This window comes from Nocardia sp. NPDC006044 (assembly GCF_042871115.1).
Taxonomy (GTDB): domain Bacteria; phylum Actinomycetota; class Actinomycetes; order Mycobacteriales; family Mycobacteriaceae; genus Nocardia.
Window position 1 is genome coordinate 330,875 of sequence record NZ_JBIAID010000005.1, and the last position, 19,322, is coordinate 350,196.

A 19,322-nucleotide genomic window follows, 5' to 3' on the forward strand; every position below is an offset into this window, starting at 1 on the left:
ATGCCTCCGAAGTCCAGGGCCTCCGGCCCCAAGAAGACCCAGAAGTCGCGTCGCCGGGAAAAGAAGAACGTCCCGCACGGCCACGCGCACATCAAGAGCACGTTCAACAACACCATCGTGTCGATCACCGACCCGGCCGGAAACGTCATCTCCTGGGCGTCCTCGGGCCACGTCGGCTTCAAGGGTTCGCGCAAGTCGACCCCGTTCGCCGCGCAGCTCGCCGCCGAGAACGCTGCCCGCAAGGCGCAGGAGAACGGCGTCAAGAAGGTCGACGTCTTCGTGAAGGGCCCGGGTTCGGGCCGCGAGACCGCGATCCGTTCGCTGCAGGCCGCGGGCCTCGAGGTCGGCACGATCTCCGATGTGACCCCTCAACCGCACAACGGCTGCCGTCCGCCCAAGCGTCGTCGCGTCTAGCGGGAAAGGAACAGATAACAAATGGCTCGTTATACAGGCCCCATCACCCGCAAGTCGCGTCGTCTGCGCGTCGACCTCGTCGGCGGCGACCAGGCGTTCGAGCGTCGCCCCTACCCGCCCGGCCAGCACGGCCGCGCGCGGATCAAGGAGAGCGAGTACCTGCTCCAGCTGCAGGAGAAGCAGAAGGCTCGCTTCTCCTACGGCGTCATGGAGAAGCAGTTCCGCCGGTACTACGAAGAGGCCAACCGCCTCAAGGGCAAGACCGGTGACAACCTGCTGCGTCTGCTCGAGTGCCGTCTGGACAACGTCGTGTACCGCGCCGGTCTGGCTCGTACCCGTCGTCAGGCTCGCCAGCTGGTCTCCCACGGTCACTTCACCGTGAACAACCGGAGCGTCAACGTTCCGAGCTTCCAGGTGACCCAGTACGACATCATCGATGTCAAGGAGAAGTCGCTGGGCACGCTGCCGTTCCAGGTCGCGCGCGAGACCGTCGGCGACCGTCCGGTTCCCGGCTGGCTCCAGGTCATCCCGGGCCGCCTGCGGATCCTGGTGCACCAGCAGCCCGAGCGCGCCCAGATCGACGTGCCGCTCTCGGAACAGCTGATCGTCGAGTACTACTCGAAGTAACACGCTGCTACACGGTGTGTGGTCCATCGGATGGATGGACCACACACAACCCCTAAAACGAGGCGTCAAATAGCGGGCGCCCAAACAGGAGGATGATCCTAAATGCTGATTTCACAGCGTCCGACACTGACCGAAGAGGTCGTCGCCGAGAACCGCTCGAAGTTCACCATCGAACCGCTCGAGCCCGGTTTCGGTTACACCCTGGGCAATTCGCTTCGGCGTACCCTGCTGTCCTCCATCCCGGGGGCCGCGGTCACGAGCATTCGTATCGACGGCGTGCTGCACGAGTTCACCACCGTTCCCGGCGTGAAGGAAGATGTCACCGACATCATCCTGAACCTCAAGGGCCTGGTCGTGTCCTCGGAGGAGGACGAGCCGGTCACGATGTACGTGCGCAAGCAGGGCCCCGGCACCGTCACCGCCGGTGACATCGTGCCGCCGACCGGTGTCGTCGTCCACAACCCGGACATGCACATCGCCACCCTGAACGACAAGGGCAAGCTGGAGATCGAGCTCGTGGTCGAGCGCGGTCGTGGCTACGTCCCCGCCGTGCAGAATAAGGCGTCCGGTGCGGAAATCGGCCGGATCCCGGTGGACTCGATCTACTCGCCGGTGCTCAAGGTGACCTACAAGGTCGAGGCCACCCGTGTCGAACAGCGCACCGACTTCGACCGTCTGATCCTGGACGTGGAGACCAAGAACTCCATCAGCGCGCGGGACGCGCTCGCCTCGGCGGGCAAGACCCTGGTCGAGCTCTTCGGCCTGGCCCGTGAGCTCAACGTCGAAGCCGAAGGCATCGAGATCGGCCCGTCGCCGGCCGAGGCGGACCACATCGCCTCGTTCGGCCTGCCGATCGAGGACCTGGACCTCACCGTCCGGTCCTACAACTGCCTCAAGCGCGAGGGCGTGCACACGGTGGGCGAGCTCGTCGCCCGCACCGAGTCGGACCTGCTGGACATCCGCAACTTCGGCCAGAAGTCCATCGACGAGGTCAAGGTCAAGCTGCACGCGCTCGGCCTCTCGCTGAAGGACAGCCCGGCGTCGTTCGATCCTTCGTCTGTGGTGGGTTACGACGCGAGCACCGGAACGTGGAGCGACAGCGGCACGTTCAGTGACACCGACGGTGGCGAGCAGGACTACGCCGAGACCGAACAGCTCTAGGCCGCTGGGGTAGGCACCCCGGCCCGGCCTCACACAAGGAGAACAAACCATGCCCAAGCCCAAGAAGGGTGCTCGCTTCGGCGGGTCGGCGTCGCACCAGAAGGCGATCTTCGCCAATCTGGCGACGGCGCTCTTCGAGCACGGTCGAATTTCGACCACCGAGTCCAAGGCCAAGGCGCTGCGCCCCTACGCCGAGAAGCTTGTCACCAAGGCGAAGGCCGGCACCCTGGCCGACCGTCGCGAGGTGCTCAAGGTGATCCGCAACAAGGACGTCGTGCACGAGCTGTTCGCCACGATCGGCCCCTCGTTCGAGGGTCGCGAAGGCGGCTACACGCGCATCACCAAGACGCTGCCGCGTAAGGGTGACAATGCGCCGATGGCCATCATCGAGCTGGTCCGCGAAAAGACCGTGACCAACGAGGCCGACCGCGCCCGCCGGGTCGCGTCGTCCAAGAAGGCCGACACGGCCCCGGCCGCCGAGGCTGCTGCCGAGGAGACCGCTGACGAGGCCGTGGCCGAGACCGCCGAGGTCGAGGCTCCGGCTGCCGATGCAACCGCTGAGGACAAGAAGGACGAAGACAAGGCCTGAGGTCGCGTCTACGTCGGAGTTCGTGAACGAGCCCGCCGCCCGCATCGCGGGTCGGCGGGTTCGTTCGTTGACGAGGAGATCGAAGTGAGCGCGCAGGATTCGATGTTGCCGGCCGCCCCGTCGTCGGATTCGGCTGGACCGGAGCAGGATTCGGTGCCGGTCGCCGTCGGCGCACGCCCGGCTGCCCGCTTCCGGCTCGACATCAGTTACGACGGAACCGATTTCACCGGCTGGGCGCGCCAGCCCGGGTTGCGCACCGTGCAGGGTGTGCTGGAGGAGTCGCTGAGCAAGGTGTTCCGGGAACCGGTGCAGCTCACCGTCGCCGGGCGCACCGACGCCGGCGTGCACGCGGAAGGGCAAGTCGCGCACTTCGATACGACCGCCGAGGTGGATACCGACAAGCTGGTGCACCGGATGGCGCGGTTCCTGCCGAAGGACGTGCGGATCAAGGACATTCGGCCCGCTCCGCCCGAATTCGACGCTCGGTTCTCGGCGATTCGGCGGCACTATGTGTACCGGCTGACCACTGCCCGCTACGGTGCCGAGCCGTTGCATGCGCGCGGCATCGTCGCCTGCCGGCCCGACGTCGATCTCGAGGCCATGCGCGCCGCGTCGGGAAAGCTGTTGGGCCTGCACAACTTCGCCGCGTTCTGCCGCCGCCGCGAGGGCGCGACCACGGTCCGCGAACTCCAGCGCTTCGACTGGGCCCGGCACGGTGATCTGCTCACCGCCTACGTCAGCGCGGACGCGTTCTGCTGGTCCATGGTCCGCAGTCTGGTCGGCGCCGTGCTCTCGGTGGGGGAGGGGCGGCGCACCCCGGAATGGGCCGGATCGCTGCTGACCGAGACCGAACGTGCCAGCTCGGTCACCGTCGCCCCCGCACACGGACTGAGCCTGGTCGCGGTCGACTACCCCGCCGATGCCGACCTGGCCGCCCGGAACGCACAGACCAGAGAGGTGCGTACGGTGCCCGCCGGTGAAGGGTGCTGCGGGAGCTGAATCGCGCACCTCCGGGATTTCGCCGAGGCGGAATAGGAACGGCGGCGGGGTGGTTCCGGAGTGCATGACAATTGACGGCCTCGGACGGTTCGGTGTGTGGCGGGCGTACAACCTGTTCACCCCGGAAGACGCGCAGGAGCTGGAGAAATCCGGCTATGGAACGCTCTGGCTCGGGTCCTCGCCGCCCGCAGATCTGTCCACCGTCGAGCCGTTGCTCGAGGCGACCGAGACCATCAACGTGGGCACCAGCATCGTGAACATCTGGTCCTCGCCGGCCAAGCAGGCCGCCGAGTCATTCCACCGGATCGAGGCGCGGTTCCCGGGTCGTTTCCTGCTCGGCGTCGGCGCCGGACATCCCGAGCACACCGGTGAATACCGCAAGCCCTACGACGCGCTGGTCGAATACCTCGACGAGCTGGATGAATTGGGCGTCCCGGTCGAGCGCCGCGCCGTCGCCGCCCTCGGCCCGCGGGTCCTGAAGCTGGCCGCGGAACGCTCGGCGGGCCCGCTGCCCTACTTCGTCCCGTCCACGCACACCGCGCAGGCCCGCGCGACGCTCGGACCGGACGCGTTCATCGCCACCGAACACAAGGTCGTCCTGACCGACGATGCGCAACAAGCACATTCGCTCGCCGACGGCATCGTCGGCTTCTACCTCGGCCTCACCAACTACGCCTCGAACCTGACCCGGCTCGGCTTCACCGACGAAGAACTCGCCACCCCCGGCGGCCGCGTCTTCGACGCCGTCATCGCCCACGGAACCCCGGAACAGGTAGTAGCCCAACTCAACGCCCACCTGGAAGCCGGCGGCAACCACGTCGCCATCCAGGTCCTCAACGAGGACTACATCTCCGCCCTCCGCACCCTGGCCCCCCTCCTGAACACCCACAGCTGAGCAACCCCAACTGTCCGCACCCCGCGCCTGGTCGAGAAACCTTGTGCGGGGTGCGATCTTGTACCGGTGGTGACCAGGGGAAGTTCGGGTAGCGATCGTCCTAAGGGACTGTTAGGAAGCGGCTGGGACTGTTCCCTGCGGGCTGTGACAGCAGACACACTCGATTTCGGCTGACGCGCTGATGCGTCGAAGAAGGAGATCTTGTGACTACGACACAGCCCGTGAGCGAGCGGCGGGTCGTCGCGAATGTGCTTCGCGGATCGATCGGCAACCTGGTCGAGTGGTACGACTGGTATGTCTACGCGGCGTTCAGCGTCTACTTCGCGAAAACGTTCTTCCCCAAGGACGATCCGACCGCGCAACTGCTCTCCACCGCAGCCGTGTTCGCCGTCGGCTTCCTGATGCGCCCGATCGGCGGGTGGCTGCTCGGCCGGTATGCCGACAAGTTCGGCCGCCGGTCGGCGCTGACGCTGTCGGTCACGGTGATGGCGGCGGGTTCGCTTCTGATCGCGGTGACACCCGGCTACCAGACCATCGGCCTCGCCGCGCCGGCCATTCTGCTCATCGCCAGGCTGCTGCAAGGTCTTTCGGTCGGTGGTGAATACGCGACCAGCGCGACGTATCTGTCCGAGGTTGCCTCCTCGGGCAAGCGCGGGTTCTACTCGAGCTTCCAGTACGTCACCCTGGTGGCAGGCCAGCTGGTCGCCCTCGGCGTGCAGATCATCCTGCAGCAGTTCCTGACCAGCGCGGAAATGAACAACTGGGGCTGGCGGATTCCGTTCTTCATCGGTGCGGCGGGCGCACTCCTCGTCATGTGGTTGCGGCGCAGCATGGACGAGTCCGAGCAGTTCCGGGCGGCAGCAGCGGATCCCGAGAACCGGGTCTTCATCACCGACGGGATCGCGGAGCACGCCTACCAGTACGGCAGGGACAAGGCTGCCGAAGCGGCCGCCGCGCGGCGGGGCGAGCCGAAGCCGCCGCCCGCGCGTGGTTCGCTGCGAATGCTGCTGCAATACCCGCGCGAGTGCCTGCTGGTGATGGGGCTGACGCTCGGTGGGACGGTCGCGTTCTACACGTACACGACGTACATGCAGAAGTTCATGATCAACACCTCGGGCATCTCCAAGGGCACGGTCGCGTGGATCAACTTCATCGCCCTGCTCGTGTTCGTGGTCCTGCAGCCGCTGGCAGGCGCGTTGTCCGACCGGATCGGGCGGCGCAAGCTGCTCATCTTCTTCGGGGTCGCCGGCACGCTGCTGACCGTGCCGATCATGACTGTGCTCGCGCACACCACGAACGTGCTCGCCGCGTTCGCGCTGATGATGCTGGCCCTGGTGATCATCACCGGCTACACCTCGATCAACGCCATCGTGAAGGCGGAGCTGTTCCCGACCAAGATCCGCGCGCTCGGTGTCGGCCTGCCGTACGCCCTGACCGTCGCGATCTTCGGTGGTACCGCGGAGACCATCGCCTTGGCGTTGAAGAAGGCGAACCACGAGTCGGTGTACTTCTGGTACGTCGCCGGATGCATCCTCATCTCGCTGGTCACATACTTCTTCATGCGCGAGACCTCGGCCTCGTCGGCCATCGACGCCGAGGGAACCACCGCCGAAACCGGGGCATCCGCACCGGAACACCGGCTGACCACTGCGTGAGCATCGGCCTGGCGCCCGCGCCGATCGCCCCACTGTGGGACGATCGGCGCGTGCGGCTTGCGGTGGTCGAAGATGACGACGGCGTCGGGGACGCGCTGGTCGAGGCGCTGAACGCCCGGGGCTACCGGGCCGAGCGCAAGCGACGCGGCGCGGATCTGCTGACGGCGCACCGCGGTTATGACGCGGTGATTCTCGATCTCGGCCTGCCCGATGCGGACGGCCTGCAGATCCTGCGGCAGCTGCGCGAAGTGAGTCAGGTGCCGGTGCTCATCCTGACCGCGCGCAGCGACGAACGGTCGATCGTGCGCGGGCTGCGCGGCGGCGCGGACGACTACATCGTGAAGCCGCCGCGGATCGCGGAGTTGATGGCCAGGCTGGAAACCGTCACCCGGCGCGCGGCGGCCGCGGCGCAACCGGCGCAGGAGGTGGTGGTCACCGGGGATGTGCGGGTGGATCTCCAGGCGCGCGCGGTCGAGGTGGGCGGCGCGCCGATCACGTTGACGCAGAAGGAATTCGAACTGGTGCAGGCCCTGGTCGAACGGCCGGGCGCCGCGGTGAGCCGGCAGCAGCTGATGGACCGGATCTGGGGCGACGCGTTCGTCGCGGTCTCCCGGTCGCTGGACGTGCACATGACCGGCCTGCGCGCCAAGCTGAATCGGCCGGGGCTGATCACCACGATTCGCGGATACGGGTATCGGTGGGGACAGTGATCAGGGGCAGGGCATGCGGCGCCGGTTGCTCACCGCGCTGACCGTGTTCGCCGCGATCGCCGTGCTGGCGTTCGCCGTCCCGCTCTCGCTGACGGTGGCGACGAGCCGGACCCAGCAGCTGGTGCTCGCCCGTTCCGGCGACGCCGACCGGTTCGCCACGCTGGCCGCGGCCGCATCGACCGGGGGTGACAGCCGGGCATTGTCGGACGAGGTGGGACGCTATCACGAGCTTTATGGCGAAAACGTGCTGGTGGTCGATGCCAAGGGCGCGACGACCGCCAACGGCGGCGCGAACCTGGACGACCCGGGGATCGGTGCCGCGGTGGCCGCGGCGCGGCGTAATCAGCGCCCGCACGCGGTGGATCAGCTGACGCCGTGGGGTGCGCGGACCATGCTCGTCGCGCGCCCGGTCGGTACCGGAGTGCAGGTCAGCGGCGCGGTGGTGATCGAGGCGTCGACCGCGCGTGCGCGCGCCGACATCGCACGGACCTGGGCGTTGATCGGGCTCGGCGGTGCGGTCGCGATGGCGCTGTTCACCCTGCTCGCCCTGACCTTGAGTCGCTGGGTGCTGCGTCCGCTGGCGGCGCTGTCGCACTCGGTCGCCGACCTCACCGCGACCCTGCCGAAGCCGCGGGCGGAGACGGTTGCCGCTAAACATCCGGTATCGATCGCCAGGCACCACGGCGGCCCGCCCGAAATGCGGGCTGTCGCGGAATCTTTCGACGCTATGGCGTTGGCCGTGGCCGACTCGGTGGACGCGCAACGCCAGCTCGTCGCCGATACCGCCCATGCCATGCGGAACCCGTTGGCGGCGCTGATGATTCGGCTCGATTCGCTGGAGCACGCAATACCCGGCGCCGCGGCCGGCACGTTTCGCAGCGCCAGCGCGGAGGTCGAACGATTGACCGCACTGCTCGATGGCCTGCTCGCCCTCGCCTCTGCCGAAACTCCCGCTGCCTTCCACGCCGCGGAGCTGGCGGAGGCCGAAGACCATTGCGACGCAATCCAAGTGGTCGCCGACCGATTCGACGCCTGGCACTCGGCGTTCGAAGCGGCGGGGCAGGAACTGTACGTCAGCCCGTCCGCCGACCACGCCGACGTCGCGGTGACCGCCGATGTGCTCGCGCAGATCCTCGATGTGCCACTGAGCAATTCGTCCCGCTACGCCGGGCCGGGTTCGCGCACGGTGCTGACCGTCGCCGCCGCGCCCGGCTGGGTCACGCTCACCGTGCAGGACAACGGAACCGGTGTTCCGCCCGGCGAGCTCGACCGGCTCACCACCCGCTTCTTCCGCGGCTCCACGGCGGCCAGCGGCGGCTCCGGCCTCGGCCTCCCCATCGCCGCGGCCCTCGCGCAGGCTCGCGGCGGTACCCTCACGGTGGCAGCGCGTTCCCCGCATGGTCTCGCCGTGCACGTCCGGTTACCAGCGGCGGAGCACGCATGACAGACACTCGGAACTTGTCGGCGCGAAATTCTGGCCGTGACGTCGATCGGCCGATACAGCCTTGCCAGGCAAGCCACGAAGGCCCCTGGGCGGAGCGCTCGAGCCGACCGGCGCGGTGCTGTCACGAACGCGCTCGGCCGCGCCGCACCTCGCTACCGCACTCGGCGGAGCGTGGAGGACAGAGTGCGGGTCGGCCCGGAATTCTCACTGTGGCGTCGAGCGATCCATGCTCTGTGCGGCAGCCGGTGAAAGCGCGGACCCGTTCCTGGTCGCTGGAACGGAATCCGCTGGCGCGAGCGATATTCGGCACCTCGGGCGAATGCGAGGCGTCGGTGTGAGGATGGGTCGGCGAGGTTTTCTCGCGCTGGGCGGCGTGACCGCGGCGGCGAGCATCGCCGGGTGCGGGCCGAGCGGCGGCGGGCCGGTCGTGCGGCTGGCCTCGGGCGAGATCGGCGGGTTCTACTACGCGTTCGCCGGATTGCTCGCCGCCGCCGCGGCCCGATCGGGGGAGGTGCGGATCGAGCGGGTGATCACCTCGGGATCGCAGGAGAACCTGACCCTACTGGCGCGTGGCCAGGCGGATGCGGCTCTGGCACTGTCGGATTCGGTGCGGGACACGACGGACCAGGTGGCGCTCGGCCGGGTGTACGAGAACTACTTGCAACTGGTGGTGCGCTCGGACAGCTCGATCAGGAGCGTCGCGGAGTTGCGTGGCGCACGGGTGAGTCTGGGCGCGGAAGGATCGGGCGCGGCCTCGACCGGTGACCGGATCCTGCGGGTCGCGGGGCTGGATCCCGAAGTGGACGTTCAGGTTTCGCATCGCCCGCTGCGGGAGGCGGTGGCGGAGTTGATCGCCGGGGAGGCGGACGCGCTGCTGTGGGCCGGCGGCGTCCCGACCAGCGTGCTGGAGATCCCGAAACGCATGCGGCTGGTGGACATGGGCGAACTGGCCGTGCCGATGCGCGAGCGGTTCGGGCCGATGTACGACCGGGTGGAGATCCCCGCCGACGCCTATCCCGGCGGTGCCGCTGTGCACACCATCGGAGTGGCGAACTTCCTGCTCGCCGCCGCGTCCATGCCCGGCGACGTCGCCGCGTCGATCGTCGAGCTACTGGTCTACCAGGCCGACTCGCTGGTGCCGACCGAGGCCGCGGGCACGCAGTTCCTCGACGGCCGCTCGCTCATCGGCACCGCGCCCGTCCCGCTGCACCCCGGCGCCGCCGATGTCTACCGCCGCTGGCACGGCTAGCTCACCGAAGCCGCACACCTTCTGATCTGCCGCACACCGACTCGCCGCACTGACACCCGTGTGTGTGTCAAAGGCCTGTGCGCCCGCGTTGCGGTCAGGAGCGGACCAGCCGGGCGATCGCGTCGGTGGCCTCTTTGATCTTCGCGTCGGCCTCGGGGCCGCCCGCGACCGCGGCGTCGACCACGCAGTGACTGATGTGGTCTTCGAGCAGCCCCATCGCGACCGCCTGCAGTGCCTTGGTCATCGCGGAGACCTGGGTGAGGATGTCGATACAGTACTTCTCCTCCTCGACCATCCGCTGCAGCCCGCGCGCCTGCCCCTCGATGCGACGCAGCCGCTTGAGGTAGTCGTCCTTCGCGGTGATGTAGCCGTGCGCGGCATGATCGTGCGCGGTGTGGTCCTGGGGGGTCGTGGTCACCGTGTCTCCTCGCTGGCTGCCGGTCGGCGGGCGAACCGGATTAATACCCCCCTAGGGTACAGTTTTCTGTCCCGCTTGTCAGGCGAGCGCCCGCAAGGCTCGAGCTGCCGGTCGTCCGGAGTTTCGGTCCCCCTCGAGCGCCCGTCGCGTCGAGACGAGAGAATCAGTGCATGAGTTCGCATGCCAAGCCCGCGCTCGCCGTCATCGGCGGCAGCGGCTTCTACGATTTCTTCGACAACGAGGCGACCAACGTCGAAGTAGAAACCCCTTACGGCGCGCCGAGCGCGCCGATCGCGGTCGGTGAGGTGCAGGGGCGTCCGGTCGCGTTCCTGCCGCGGCACGGCAAGAATCACGAATTCGCCCCGCACACCCTGCCGTACCAGGCCAACATGTGGGCGCTGCGTTCGCTCGGCGTGCGCCGGATCTTCGCGCCGTGCGCGGTCGGCAGCCTGCGCGCGGACTGGGGTCCCGGCACGGTCGCCGTGCCGGATCAGCTGGTGGACCGGACTTCCGGTCGTCCGCAGACCTTTTTCGACGGTGGCGGCGTGCACGTCTCGTTCGCCGACCCGTACTGCGACGACCTGCGCACCGCGACGATCAAGTCCGCCGACGACGTGCTGCCGATGAAGGGTGCGGGCACGATGGTCGTCGTGCAGGGCCCCCGGTTCTCCACCCGGGCCGAGAGCCGCTGGTTCGCCGGGCAGGGCTGGGACCTGGTGAACATGACCGGCCACCCCGAGGCCGTGCTCGCCCGCGAACTCGAGATGTGCTACGCCGCAGTCGCTTTGGTGACCGACCTGGACGCGGGCCTGGAGGAGGGCAGCGGCGTGCACGCGGTCGACGTGTTCGCCGAGTTCAAGCGCAATCTGGTGCCGTTCAAGGACCTGATCCGGCGCTCGGTCGCCGCGGTCACCGAGACCGACACCTGCGATCGGTGCCGCGTTCATACCGGGGTGTCGCTGCCGTTCGAGCTACCCTGACCCATGCGGGGGTGCCGAACAAGGGTGCGGTGAATGAGAGTGCTGATCACCGGCGCGGCCGGTTTCCTCGGAACACGCGTGTGCAAAGCCGTGTCGTCCGCCGGGCATGAGGTTGTCCCGATCGACCTGATGCTCGCCGCGGTGCACGGGCCGGACGCGGAACCGCCGGACGGCGTCGCGCGGGTGGACGTGCGCGACGCCGACGCGCTGGTGCCGCTGCTCGCGGGCATCGACGTGGTCTGCCATCTGGCCGCGGTCACCGCCGGCGGCCCGGCCGACTTCGCGGCACACAACGATCTCGGCACCGCGGCGCTGCTCGGCGCCATGGAGCGGGCGAAGGTGCGCCGGCTGGTGCTCGCGTCCTCGATCGCCGTGTACGGCGAGGGCCGCTACCGCAGCGCTCGCGGCGGGCCGTTCTTCCCTGGACTGCGCAGGCGCGCGGATCTGGATCGGGGCATGTTCGATCATCGCGCGCCCCGCACCGGTGACCTGCTGACCTGGGAGCCGGTCGGCGAGGACGCGCCGCTGCGCCCGCGCGACAGCTACGGCGCGAGCAAGGTCGCGCAGGAGAACTACGCCTTCGCCTGGGGATTGAACGTCGGCGGCGCGGTGACGGCACTGCGCCTGCATCAGGTCTACGGCGAGGGCGCGCGGGCCGGAATGGTGGGCCGGGTGCGGGCCGCGCTGGACGAGGGCCGGGCGCCGCACGTGTTCGAAGACGGCGGGCAGGTACGGGATTTCGTGCATGTGCGCGACGCCGCCGTGGCGGTGCTCGCGGCGGTCGAGCAGGCGCTGCCCGGGTTCGTGCCGCTGAATATCGCGTCGGGGCGGCCGATCACGCTGTGGGAGCTCGCCTCGACCATGGCCAAGGCGTGCGGCGGTCCGGCGCCGATCGTCACCGGGCAGTACCGGCTCGGTGACGTGCGGCATTTCGTCGCCGATCCCGAACGGGCCAGGCGGACACTGGGTTTCACCGCAATCGTGGCGCCGAGGGTCGGGCTCGCCGAGTTCGCGGCGGGGCCGGTGCGGGCGACGGCCGGCTGACCGGCTTCGGTCAGCGGTGCGGCCAGTCGACGACATCCAGCTGTACCAAGGCGAATTCGGGTGTCGGTGTGCCGGTGGTGCCGATGGGGAGCGGGGACGCGGCCAGGTCGGCGACGAGCCAGTCGCCGGTGTCGGTGGCCATGCGCACTCCGGGGATCGTCACTCGTTCGGCGCCGGACCGGATGTCATTGCGGGCGCGGACTATTCGATGCCGGTCGGCCGGGTGCGGCACGGTGCGCTCGTCGGTGCCGCGCCCCCAGCGCAAGCCGGGCACGGGCTCGGTGACCCAGCGGACCAGCCGCACCTGGGCGAGGTCGACGATGGCCAGGTAGAGGTTCGGTTGCGCGCCGCGCAGCAGGTCCAGGGTTGCCGCTTCGAATGATTTCCGTTGCGGTGCAACGCTGTCGGTGACGTCGACGGCCACGCCGAGCCAGCGGTACCGGTTCTCGTCGGGGTTGCGGGCGGCGAGCAACAGCGTGCGCGGTCCGGTCCTGGCGCGCACGGTGGCCGTGTCGAACCACCGGTCGCCGGGCTCCGACCTGGCCAGCGTGGCGACGAGATCCAGTGCGCCGTCGAATCGTTCGATCAGCTCGAAGGATTCCGCGCCGATCCACACGACGTGGTCGGGCTCGAAATGCGGTCCGAGATCGTGCGGGCGGGCCTCGATCCGCCGGGCGCGCGCGTCGACGCCGAAGGCGGCGACCCCGACCGGCGGCGGTGGCTCGCCGGTGCCGACCCACAGGCGCACGGCATGGACGCGGTCGTCCGGTCCGTGCAGCGGGACCACCAGGATGCGCTGGCCCGACCAGTTGTGCCGGGACTGCGGCAGTTGCTGGTCGATACTCGAACCGGTGGTGTAGGCGGTGGCGACGAGGGGCTGTAGTCGCGTGGAAACCGCGCGCTGGAACGACTTCCATTCACGCGGCGCCGTGCCGACGGCGAGCAGCGACCACGTGTCGACGTGGCCGAGCGTCTCGATGAGCAGCCAGCGCCCGAGTATCACGAATCCCCCTCCCGAGTCGAACACTATGCCACGGTCAGGCTGATAGCCAGGCCATATCGTGCCTGATTCGGCCGCACGACCCGCGCGAGGGGTCCGTTTGCGCGGTCAGTGAGCGAAGTCGGCCGCGTGTGCGCGGGCCCATTGCTCGAAGGTGCGCGGCGCGCGTCCGGTGATCTCTCGCACGGTCGGGTACAGCGTCTCCTCGTCCAAGGCGCCGTCGGCGAAGAAGTTCAGGAAAGCGTCGACGTAATGCTGCGGCATGGTGGCCGCCAGTTCGGCCTTGGTCTCCTCGGTGGTGAGTCCGTGCGCGACGAGCTGCCGGTCCAGAACCGCTGCGAGCACCGCGATTTGGTCGGCGGGCAGCAGTGCCTGCGGACCGGTCAATTCCAGGATCCGGCCGTCCAGATCCGCGCCGGTGAGAGCCCGTGCGGCGACCGCGGCGATGTCGGCGGGATCGATCGCGCCGACCCGGACGTCGGGAAACTGCACGCGCACCACGTCGCCGGCCGCGAGTTGGGGGAGCCAGCGCAGCGCGTTCGACATGAACGAGCGCGGGCGCAGGAACGTCCACGCCAGATCGGATTCGCGCACCGCCCGCTCGGACAGGGTCATGTAGCGGGAGACGGCGTTGTCCAGATCCTGCAGCGCGGCGGAAGCGCTCGACAGCAGTGCAATCCGTTGCACTCCGGCCTTTTTCGCGCGGTCGAGCAGGTCTGCCTGGTTGTCGTAACCCGGCAGCAGGAACAGCGCGCGCACGCCGTCGAGCGCCTCGGCCATGGTCGCCGGGCGGTGTCTTCCTTTCGCCGCACCGGGCGTGTGCCGCGATCGCTCCGGCCACGGGCAGTCTATTGACGGCCTTCGCCCGGCCGCGCCCGTTACGCTCACGCGGTGGACACTCCGTTGCGACTCGAGGTAATCGTGGCCAGCGTACGTCCGGAGCGGTTCGCTCCGGTGGTCGCCGACTGGTTCCTGCGCACAGTAGGCACGTATGCCGAGTTCGATACGGGCGTCATAGATCTGGCCGACACCCACTTGCCCGCCGACCTCACCGACACCCCCGAGGCCGCCGCCTATCGCGCCCGCCTGGCCGCCGCCGACGCGTTCGTCGCCATCACCTCCGAGTACAACCACGGCTACCCGGCCTCCTTGAAGACCGCCTTCGACACTGCCAAACAAGAATGGCGTGCCAAGCCCATCGGCTTCGTCTCCTACGGCGGACTCTCCGGCGGGTTACGCGCGGTAGAGCAACTCCGCCAGGTGGTAGCCGAGATCCACATGGTCTCGATCCGCGAAACCGTCAGCTTCCATCAGGCGAAGCGACAATTCGACGCGTCCGGCGACACGCACGACGGCGCCGCCATCGACGCCTCGGCCCGCATGCTCCGCCAGTTGGCTTGGTGGGCAAGAACTCTGCGTGCAGCCCGAACAGCCGACCCCTACCCGGGTTAGCCCGTGCGCGAAACGCGATGCGGGCGGCCCCTGTCGCCACAAGTCTCCGCGAAATCCCCCGGCGGTGCACCCACTCTGCCTCCCACGGGTGCAACCGAATCCGATGCGAGCGTTCAATGCACCTGCGGCGCACAGATTGTGCGGCCGCGCGCCAGATTGCTGGTGAATCGGTGCGCGACCGGACGAGAACTGCGCGGGGTCAGCCGTTGGCGCTGACCGGGGCGCCGCGGCGGCCACGGGGGTGGCCGATGTAGGTGGCTTCGCGGGGGATGGAGACGAGGGTGAGGTCGACCTGGGCGGTGCCGGTGCGCAGGATGACGTGGTTGCCGATCGCTCCGGGCTGGTGGATGGACAGGTCGGGGCGGGTGGCCGGCCAGCCCATCGGGTCGCCGGTGACATAGATCGTGGTGACGCCGGCGTGCGGTGCGGGGGCGAGGACGCCGTCGACGACGGTGGCGGTGAAACCCGCGTCGGACTGGTGGGTTTCGACCGCGAGGGTGAGTCGCTCCGGGTTGCCGATGGTGGTGACGAGGTTTTCCCAGGCGTGCGCGCGGTCGGTGCGGATCAGGATGCGTTCGCCGACCGCGAGCGCGCGGAACACCAATTGCTGTGCGAGATAAAGCTCCCCGGCCACGTAGACCGTCGAGATGCCCGCGCCGACGATGCGGACCGCGACGCCGTTGCCTTCGTCGTCGGAGCCGATCAGCTGACCGCACCCCGAGGAGGGCAGGTGCAAGGCGTCGATCACGTCGATCGGGTACTCGCTCATCGGAACGGTGGCGTCCACGCCGGGCACGGCGAGCGGCAGGTGCGCGAGCAGCCCGTCGCGGTGCCGTCCGTTCATCGACACCATGCCTGCCAGTTTGCTGCGCTCCGGCAGCTCCCGCGCGGTCAGTCGCCACGCGGCGCCGATGCTCACCGACTCGGCCGAGCTTCCCGGCCGCAGCCGCACCGCCACCGTGGTGCCGCGCGATGGAGCGACCCACAACTGCGCCAGCAGGTCCGAGCCGAGCCGCTTCGGATCCACGGCCATGCCGATGTTCACACTGTTGCCGATTTCGGCGTAGCGCCAGCGATGTTCGAGGGTGCGCGGGTCGAAACCACTGGTGATCTGCAGGACCGCCTTGCGGATTTCCGGCGCGGTCAGGATCCGGGCGTTGCAGTCGGCGTCCTCCAGCGCGCGCATGATGCGCTGGGTCGCGATGGTCACCGCGCGCGACGCGCCTTCCGCCCCGCCACCGCGCCGGGCAGCGGCCTCCGGGCAGGCGACCGCGTCGAAGCTGATCGCCAGCCACACGGTGCGATGCGCGGTGGCAGGCAGCGGACCGAGCAGCGATTCGTAGATCTTGCCCGCGGGCGTGCCCGACCGGCTGCGGTGCCCGTGGCTGACGATGTCGATGCCGCTGAGCAGGATGTCGTGCTGGTTGAGGCATTTCGCCAGTTCCGGCAGCGGAAGCAGATGCGAGGCGTGCACGGCGTTGCGGGCGATCCGGGTCAGGCCACCGGGAGGCGCGAGCACCTCGACGACCGTGACCACTCGGCTGCCCTCCCAATACAGCCCGAGCGAGCGCCCGTCGGTGCCGCGGAAGTCGACCGTCTGGCCGATCGTGTATTCGCGTTTGGTCAGGTAGCGCCACCAGGTGGCGATCCAGTCCAGCACCGTGCGCTTGGCGATCGGGATCAGCGGAATCAGCGCGACGACGATGCCCACCCCGAGCGCGATCAGCGGCTGCAGCCCGGCGATCAACGCCACTACCCCTGCGATAAAGCCGATGACCTGCGCAATCAACAGATTCTGCAGCGAGATTCGGCCAAGGAGCGGCCGTGGTCCCGCCCCGGCAGGTTCCGCCATCGTCGTCCCCCAAGTACCCGGTGTCGGCCGATTAGGAGTGGCCGAGCTGAACAAGAGTCCTCGGGAACTGTACTGTGTTGCGCGAACGTGAGCACTGTTCGGGGGAGGAATAATGCCTTCAAAACCCACCACTCGGTGGCAGGTCAGCGGCTACCGCTTTCTGGTCCGCCGAATGGAGCACGCCCTGGTCCGCCGGGACGTGCGAATGTTGCACGACCCGATGCGCTCGCAGTCGCGGGCGTACGCGGCCGGGCTGGTTTTGGCGATCGTCGTGCTGGCCGGTTGCGGTGTGCTGGCGCTGCTGCGTCCGCAGGACAAAATCGGGGACAAGAAGATTCTGATCGCGAAGGAATCCGGCGGTGTTTACGTCCAGATCGACAACGTCGTTTATCCGACCCTCAACCTGGCCTCGGCTCGCTTGGCCGCCGATGACTCGTCCAAGCCGACGATCGTCAAGGATTCCGAGCTCGGTAAGAAGCCGCGTGGCCAGCTGATCGGTATTCCGGGTGCGCCCAGTTCGCTGATCTTCGACAAAGCAGGCAAGGGGCGGAGCTGGACCGTCTGCGATTCGCTGAAGACCGATGGCAGCGACGACCGGACCACGTCCGTGCTGATCGGCGACCTCGATCTGAACGACAAGGCGTCGGCCATGGGCCGGGACCAAGGTCTGCTGGTGAAGGGCAAGAACGCGACTTATCTGGTGTGGAACAACACGCGCGCGCGGGTCGACATGAACGACCCGTCGGTGACCGTTCCGCTGAAGATTCGAGGCGCGATCCCGCGGCCGATCAGTGAGGGTCTGCTGAACTCGATCCCCGAGGTGAACCAGATCGTGCCGCCGAAGATCGATGATCCAGGTGGGACGCCCAGCTACCCCATCAACAACTTGAAGATCGGCACGGTAGTCCAGGTCGCCGGCAAGGCCGATCAGAATGCCGTGATCCTGCGCGACGGTTTGCAGCCGATCAGCCCGTTGACCGCCGCCATCATCCGCAGCTCGCAGCCGAGTTCGGAGCACGGCACGGCGATCGGCGACTTCGAGGCGGCTCGGGCGCAGCCTTCGCGGACGTTGAAGGTCGATACCTATCCGGACGTCGCGCCGGCGATCATCCAAACCAGCTCTCGTCCGGTGAGTTGCCTGTCCTGGAAGCCGATCGCCGGAGCCGCGGGCAACGCCGACGTCGCCGTGCGTGCCGAATTGGCCGTCATCGACGCCACCGACCTGCCGATGCCGAAGAGCGCCAAGCTCGTTCCGCTCGCGCAGGCCGACGGCAGCGGCGACAACGTCGACTCGGTGTACTTCAAACCGGGTTCGGGCGCCTTCGTCCAGACCACCGGCATCGAAGTCGACAGCCGTCGCAAGGACAGCCTGTTCTACGTCTCCGACACGGGTGTTCGGTATGGCATCAAGAACAAGGAGGCGGCGAAGGCGCTCGGTATGGACATCGAGGGTGGCGTGACGCCGGAACCCGCACCGTGGCCGATCGTCGGTCTGCTCGCCGGTGGACCGACCATGGGCCGCGAGGAAGCGATGGTCGCGCACGACGGCATCGCCCCTGATCCGAGCCCCGCCAAGCAGCCGATCGCCTCGAAATGATCGGCTAACGACCGTCCGCGCCAACGGAATTCGGGCTTTCGGCAGTGCGGGTCTCGTGTAGCGCCGCCACCTCGGCGCGCAACGCGCGAATCTCCTCGACCAGCACGTTGATCTCCCGGTCGGTGCGGTCGGCCGACTCCTCGACCGTCTTCAGCTGATCGATCACCCAGCTGGTCGTGGTGCCGATGGCGAACGAGATGATGCCGATGCCGAAGGTCATCAGCACCAGGGAGATCAGCCTGCCCTCGACGGTGACCGGATAGACGTCGCCGTAGCCGACCGTGGTGACCGAGACCGCCGACCACCACAGCGCGTCGCCGAAGTTCAGCACCTTGCTGCCTTCCGCGCCGTACTCGGCGTCGAAAAAGGCCAGGCTGCACAGGAAAAGGATCAACACCGAACTGCTGCCGACGAACACCGAGAGGCGGGTGCGGTGGGTCAGCGTGTGCCGGTTCAGCGTGCCGAGCACCAGCACCGCCGCCCGCACCAGGCGCAGCGGCCGGAACGGCGGAACGAGCACGATCAACAGTTCCACCGGGTGCGTGCGCAGAAATTGCCAGCGGCGAGTGGACAACCCGAACCGCATCACGAAATCGCCCGCGAACAGAACCCAGATCACCACGTCGACCCGTTCGAGCCAGGCATCCAACTGCGGCGAGGCGCCGGTGTCGAGCACGAACCACGCGTAAACGCCCAGGAAGAGAACCGCGAGCACCACCATCGGCACCCCGGTCACCCGCTCCCACGCCTCGCGACGGCTGGGTCCCCGCGTCGCGGACGCACCGCCGACTACCTGTTCTTGCTGCTCCATGGCGAACTACCTGCGTCGATTCGGATCCGGCACCCTGTGTACCGCAATTTGCCGTGCAGACGCTACCTCCAGCCCAACGGATTTTCCGGCAGCCCGCACGAGCCGCCGAGCCGAGTAGATCGAAAGAATCCCCCAGCCGATGGAACCGATCGTGATCTTGCTGCGTCATACCAAGTGTCAGAACAAGTTTCGGGTGGGGGGACGGCGTGGCCGTGGCTGCTTCAGCGGTCCACTGCGGGAACTCAGCCGAAGACCGGAGAGGCACCTCCGGAGCGTAACGAAGGGGAATGATGAAGAACGCACTGAAAGCTGCCGCATCTTTTTCGATGGTCCTAGGCGCATTGAGCGCACTCGGCGTCCTGGGCGCAGGCGCGGCGCAAGCGGATTGGACCAGCGGCGGACCCTTTGCAAGTCGTGAGGACTGC

At 68.2% G+C, this 19,322-nt stretch carries 19 protein-coding genes; 14 read left to right on the forward strand and 5 right to left on the reverse strand.

Translation table 11 applies throughout. The annotated features are described in order from the left end of the window. The 10 genes from rpsK (at position 1) to ACFYO1_RS37705 (ending at position 9,743) form a co-directional block, all read left to right on the forward strand. Positions 1–414, forward strand: coding sequence for a 30S ribosomal protein S11 (gene rpsK / locus ACFYO1_RS37660; RefSeq protein WP_040731638.1), 414 nt, complete (start codon positions 1–3; stop codon positions 412–414). A gap of 21 nt (positions 415–435) precedes the next feature. Then, positions 436–1,041, forward strand: a complete 606-nt coding sequence (rpsD, locus tag ACFYO1_RS37665) for a 30S ribosomal protein S4 (RefSeq protein ID WP_150404164.1) — start codon at positions 436–438, stop codon at positions 1,039–1,041. 102 nt (positions 1,042–1,143) lie between these two features. Beyond that, entirely contained in the window at positions 1,144–2,202 is a 1,059-nt protein-coding gene (locus ACFYO1_RS37670) for a DNA-directed RNA polymerase subunit alpha (protein WP_014981770.1), read from the forward strand. A gap of 49 nt (positions 2,203–2,251) precedes the next feature. Beyond that, on the forward strand, positions 2,252–2,791 hold the full coding sequence (rplQ, locus tag ACFYO1_RS37675) for a 50S ribosomal protein L17 (RefSeq protein WP_387242356.1): 540 nt from the start codon (positions 2,252–2,254) through the stop codon (positions 2,789–2,791). Positions 2,792–2,893: 102 nt separating this feature from the next. Beyond that, positions 2,894–3,790: a tRNA pseudouridine(38-40) synthase TruA gene (truA, locus tag ACFYO1_RS37680; RefSeq protein ID WP_387243144.1), complete on the forward strand. Its 897-nt coding sequence runs from the start codon at positions 2,894–2,896 to the stop codon at positions 3,788–3,790. A 64-nt stretch (positions 3,791–3,854) separates the two neighbouring features. Further along, positions 3,855–4,685, forward strand: coding sequence for an LLM class F420-dependent oxidoreductase (locus tag ACFYO1_RS37685; protein WP_387242359.1), 831 nt, complete (start codon positions 3,855–3,857; stop codon positions 4,683–4,685). A 203-nt stretch (positions 4,686–4,888) separates the two neighbouring features. Then, positions 4,889–6,340 (forward strand): MFS transporter, encoded by a 1,452-nt coding sequence (locus tag ACFYO1_RS37690; protein ID WP_387242362.1) that lies wholly within the window; start codon positions 4,889–4,891, stop codon positions 6,338–6,340. 50 nt (positions 6,341–6,390) lie between these two features. After that, positions 6,391–7,050 (forward strand): response regulator transcription factor, encoded by a 660-nt coding sequence (locus ACFYO1_RS37695; RefSeq protein ID WP_387243147.1) that lies wholly within the window; start codon positions 6,391–6,393, stop codon positions 7,048–7,050. 13 nt (positions 7,051–7,063) lie between these two features. Beyond that, on the forward strand, positions 7,064–8,494 hold the full coding sequence (locus ACFYO1_RS37700) for a sensor histidine kinase (protein ID WP_387242365.1): 1,431 nt from the start codon (positions 7,064–7,066) through the stop codon (positions 8,492–8,494). 340 nt (positions 8,495–8,834) lie between these two features. After that, entirely contained in the window at positions 8,835–9,743 is a 909-nt protein-coding gene (locus ACFYO1_RS37705) for a TAXI family TRAP transporter solute-binding subunit (RefSeq protein WP_387242368.1), read from the forward strand. A 94-nt stretch (positions 9,744–9,837) separates the two neighbouring features. On the opposite strand, the gene ACFYO1_RS37710 is transcribed toward ACFYO1_RS37705, so the two are convergent. Continuing rightward, a complete protein-coding gene (locus ACFYO1_RS37710; RefSeq protein WP_387242371.1) occupies positions 9,838–10,161 on the reverse strand; it encodes a metal-sensitive transcriptional regulator in 324 nt (107 codons plus the stop codon). A 170-nt stretch (positions 10,162–10,331) separates the two neighbouring features. On the opposite strand from ACFYO1_RS37710, the gene ACFYO1_RS37715 reads away from it, so the two are divergent. Together ACFYO1_RS37715 and ACFYO1_RS37720 are read left to right on the forward strand one after the other, a co-directional pair. Continuing rightward, on the forward strand, positions 10,332–11,141 hold the full coding sequence (locus ACFYO1_RS37715; RefSeq protein ID WP_387242374.1) for an S-methyl-5'-thioadenosine phosphorylase: 810 nt from the start codon (positions 10,332–10,334) through the stop codon (positions 11,139–11,141). A 33-nt stretch (positions 11,142–11,174) separates the two neighbouring features. Further along, complete coding sequence (locus ACFYO1_RS37720; RefSeq protein ID WP_387242377.1) at positions 11,175–12,185, forward strand: NAD-dependent epimerase/dehydratase family protein; 1,011 nt, start codon at positions 11,175–11,177, stop codon at positions 12,183–12,185. Positions 12,186–12,195: 10 nt separating this feature from the next. Here the strand turns inward: ACFYO1_RS37720 and ACFYO1_RS37725 are convergent, their stop codons facing one another. Both ACFYO1_RS37725 and ACFYO1_RS37730 read right to left on the reverse strand, forming a co-directional pair. Beyond that, positions 12,196–13,212, reverse strand: a complete 1,017-nt coding sequence (locus tag ACFYO1_RS37725) for a GAF domain-containing protein (protein WP_387242380.1) — start codon at positions 13,210–13,212, stop codon at positions 12,196–12,198. An 81-nt stretch (positions 13,213–13,293) separates the two neighbouring features. Further along, complete coding sequence (locus tag ACFYO1_RS37730; RefSeq protein ID WP_387242383.1) at positions 13,294–14,073, reverse strand: NAD(P)H-binding protein; 780 nt, start codon at positions 14,071–14,073, stop codon at positions 13,294–13,296. A gap of 3 nt (positions 14,074–14,076) precedes the next feature. Here ACFYO1_RS37730 and ACFYO1_RS37735 point away from each other — a divergent pair, with 3 nt between their 5' ends. Beyond that, a complete protein-coding gene (locus tag ACFYO1_RS37735) occupies positions 14,077–14,637 on the forward strand; it encodes an NADPH-dependent FMN reductase (RefSeq protein WP_387242385.1) in 561 nt (186 codons plus the stop codon). A 199-nt stretch (positions 14,638–14,836) separates the two neighbouring features. Here the strand turns inward: ACFYO1_RS37735 and eccE are convergent, their stop codons facing one another. After that, on the reverse strand, positions 14,837–16,489 hold the full coding sequence (eccE, locus tag ACFYO1_RS37740) for a type VII secretion protein EccE (RefSeq protein WP_387242387.1): 1,653 nt from the start codon (positions 16,487–16,489) through the stop codon (positions 14,837–14,839). Positions 16,490–16,601: 112 nt separating this feature from the next. Here eccE and eccB point away from each other — a divergent pair, with 112 nt between their 5' ends. After that, on the forward strand, positions 16,602–18,086 hold the full coding sequence (eccB, locus tag ACFYO1_RS37745) for a type VII secretion protein EccB (RefSeq protein ID WP_387242389.1): 1,485 nt from the start codon (positions 16,602–16,604) through the stop codon (positions 18,084–18,086). Positions 18,087–18,090: 4 nt separating this feature from the next. On the opposite strand, the gene ACFYO1_RS37750 is transcribed toward eccB, so the two are convergent. Further along, positions 18,091–18,897, reverse strand: coding sequence for a potassium channel family protein (locus ACFYO1_RS37750; protein WP_387242391.1), 807 nt, complete (start codon positions 18,895–18,897; stop codon positions 18,091–18,093). Positions 18,898–19,322: the final 425 nt, after the last annotated feature.